Annotated in this window: 4 protein-coding genes; all 4 read right to left on the bottom strand. The window is 66.7% G+C overall.

The window, feature by feature from the left end; translation table 11 throughout:
- Positions 1-77: 77 nt before the first annotated feature.
- A complete protein-coding gene (locus HFRIS_RS24360) occupies positions 78-965 on the bottom strand; it encodes an HD-GYP domain-containing protein (protein ID WP_006465693.1) in 888 nt (295 codons plus the stop codon).
- Positions 966-1,027: 62 nt separating this feature from the next.
- Complete coding sequence (locus HFRIS_RS24355) at positions 1,028-1,669, bottom strand: DUF1109 domain-containing protein (protein ID WP_006465692.1); 642 nt, start codon at positions 1,667-1,669, stop codon at positions 1,028-1,030.
- Positions 1,666-2,313: a sigma-70 family RNA polymerase sigma factor gene (locus HFRIS_RS24350; protein WP_039877276.1), complete on the bottom strand. Its 648-nt coding sequence runs from the start codon at positions 2,311-2,313 to the stop codon at positions 1,666-1,668. Before HFRIS_RS24350 ends, HFRIS_RS24355 begins: the two co-directional genes overlap by 4 nt.
- 15 nt (positions 2,314-2,328) lie before the next feature.
- On the bottom strand, positions 2,329-2,577 hold a 249-nt coding region (locus HFRIS_RS24345), incomplete at its 5' end, for an NrsF family protein (RefSeq protein ID WP_006465690.1).

Below are 2,577 nucleotides of genomic sequence, written 5' to 3'. Positions count from 1 at the left end.
GAGACCTTCTGAACTCCGGCGCCTGGCGCACGGTTCACGACCAGCCCGCGCCCTGCGCGGGCTTTTTCATATCGGCGTCAGGCGATGGCCGCCAGGTTTTCACCGACCAGCCGCCCGATCAGTGCACTGTCGGGCGCCACTGCCAGGGCACGGGCCGTATCCTGCCGGCCGGTGGCGACCAGTCCCTGGTCGTGGGCGGCAATGGTGTATTCACTATGGCAGGCCGGGCAGTACAGGGTATCGCCCGCCACCGCGTGGCGCGGACGCACCACCACCGGACCGCACGACACGCAGCGCTGCAAGGGAATGCCCTCGTCGCTGTGACCGACGATATGGGCCAGCTCGGGATGCTGTTGCAAGCCGATGAACAAAGTCCCCAGGGCCGCGTCGAATTGCCGGCCCAGCTCACCCTGGATGATCTCCATGGCCCGCGCAATGGGCATGCCGCTGCGATAGGGCCGCGTGCTGGTCATGGCATCGAAGGCGTCGCAGATGCCCACGATGCGCGCCGCCAGCGGAATTTCCTCGCCACGTCGCCCGAAGGGATAGCCCCGACCGTCCGGCGTTTCATGGTGCAGCAGCACCGCATCCTCGGCCAGCGCCGCCAGGGGATGCCCGGCCAGCATGCGATGACCGATTTCCGGGTGGGTCTTGATGACCGCGTATTCGGTATCGTCCAATTTGGATTTCTTGCCCAGTACCGCGTCGGGAATGCCGATCTTGCCCAGGTCATGCAGGAAGGCGCCGATGGTGATGCGCGCTACCTGCGCCGGGTCCAGCCCGGCCGCTTCGGCCAGCAGCCGCGACAACCGCGCCACCCGCCACAGATGCCCGCCGGTATAGGGATCACGCGCTTCCACTGCCCAGGCCAGCAGGAACAGGCTGGTGAGCAAGGGCGCGTCGTCGGCAGTGTGACGTGCAGGGGTCTTGGGGGTGGCGCGTCGCCACAGGTCTGACAGTCGCATGTTCCTGGTTTCTCCGTTTTTCCGGCTTGTTTTTCAGATCACTTTTCAGCTTGCTTTCCGGCCTACCAGCGCAACAACCGCGGTCCCAGCAACAGACCGGCAAGCGCCGGCACCAGCATCCCCAGGAAATACCACAGGCCCCAGAAAGGCGCCTCCATCTCCGGGCAATGCAGGCAATACACCATGGTCGCCACGGCCCCTGCCAGCAGCCCGGCCACCGCACCGGTCAGGCGCAGACGGGTTGGCGCCATGCCGCGCACGGCCCAGAAGATGCCGATGAACAGCGGCACCGACAGCAGCGCGATATTGAAGGGGCAACTGCGCCAGGTGCTGCCCATGAGCAGCGGCAGGCGTTGCGCCGCCGGACTGGAAAGCAGCACCAGCGCACCACCGGCCCAGATCGCCAGGCTGGGCAAGGCGATACCAGCCCAGGTGGCACCCACCCGCAGGCCCGGGCGCATCAGGCGCCGCAGCACCAGCATGGCCCCCACGGCCAAAGCGCTCGGGAAGGCCAGCTTGATCCAGAACATCGGCACTTCCAGCATCACGCCCAGGTCGGGCCGCAGGCCGTAGATCTTCAGCATCAGCAGCAGCGACAACACCGCGCCCAGCGTCAGTGCCTGCACCATCTGCCGCAGCGGCAGCCGGCGGTCCACGGGCGCCACGCCGCTGGCCATCATGGCAATGAGTTCATCGGTCTTCATGCTTGCAATTTCTCCCTGATCTTGAGGGCTAGCGCCTTGAGGCCACGGTGGATGCCGACCTTCACGGCCGACTCCGACATCCCCGTCAGTTGCGCCGTCTCGGCCACCGACAGGCCTTCCAGCTTCACATGCAGGATCGGCAGGCGCTGTTTCTCGGGCAATTCCTCCAGCAGCGCACCGACATCGCGCCGGGCCTGGGCCGGTTCGTCGTCACAGGTGGCCAGCAGGTCGTGTTCTTCGTCCAGCGGGTCGTTGAAGGCTTCCCGGCGCGAGCGGGCACGCAGGAAATCCATCAGCTTGTAGCGGGCGATGGCATGCACCCAGGCCGTCAGCGGCTGGTCGGGCCGATAGGTATGACGGGCGTTATGCACCGCCAGCAGGGTTTCCTGGACCACGTCCTCGACTTCGTCCTGCATGTTCTGCAGACGCCTGCGCAGGAAGGCCCGCAGCCGCCCGCTGAGTTCGGAAAGGAAATCCCGATAGGCCACGGCGTCCCCGTCCAGCCCGGCCAGCAGCAACGCGCGCAGGCGTTCTTCGGTGGGGTGCGAGGGCTCCTTGCCGGCCAATGGCTGGCCCGGTCGGACGGTCCGGTCATCCGGCAAGGCCGGTGCGGCATGAGCAAACATGAATAGGCTTTCAGTCATGGAAGAGCCGCCGGATCACCAACGGAGCAGCCAGGGACCGGACCAGGCACCGGCCAGCGTCGGCAGCGCCACCCCCAGCACATACCAGACACCCCAGAAGGGCGGTGCCATCTCCACGCAATAAAGTGAATAGACTAGCACGCCCTGTGCGCCCGCCACCAGCCCGGCCACCGCGCCGGCCGCGTGCAGCCGGGTGGGTGCCAGGCCGCGCATGAACCACAGCATGGTGGCCAGCGTGGGCAGCGACAACAAGGCCACGTTGAG

This window comes from Herbaspirillum frisingense GSF30 (assembly GCF_000300975.2).
Classification (GTDB): domain Bacteria; phylum Pseudomonadota; class Gammaproteobacteria; order Burkholderiales; family Burkholderiaceae_D; genus Herbaspirillum; species Herbaspirillum frisingense.
Note: the sequence above shows the minus strand (reverse complement) of the source record. Positions and strands in the feature narration are given on the sequence as shown.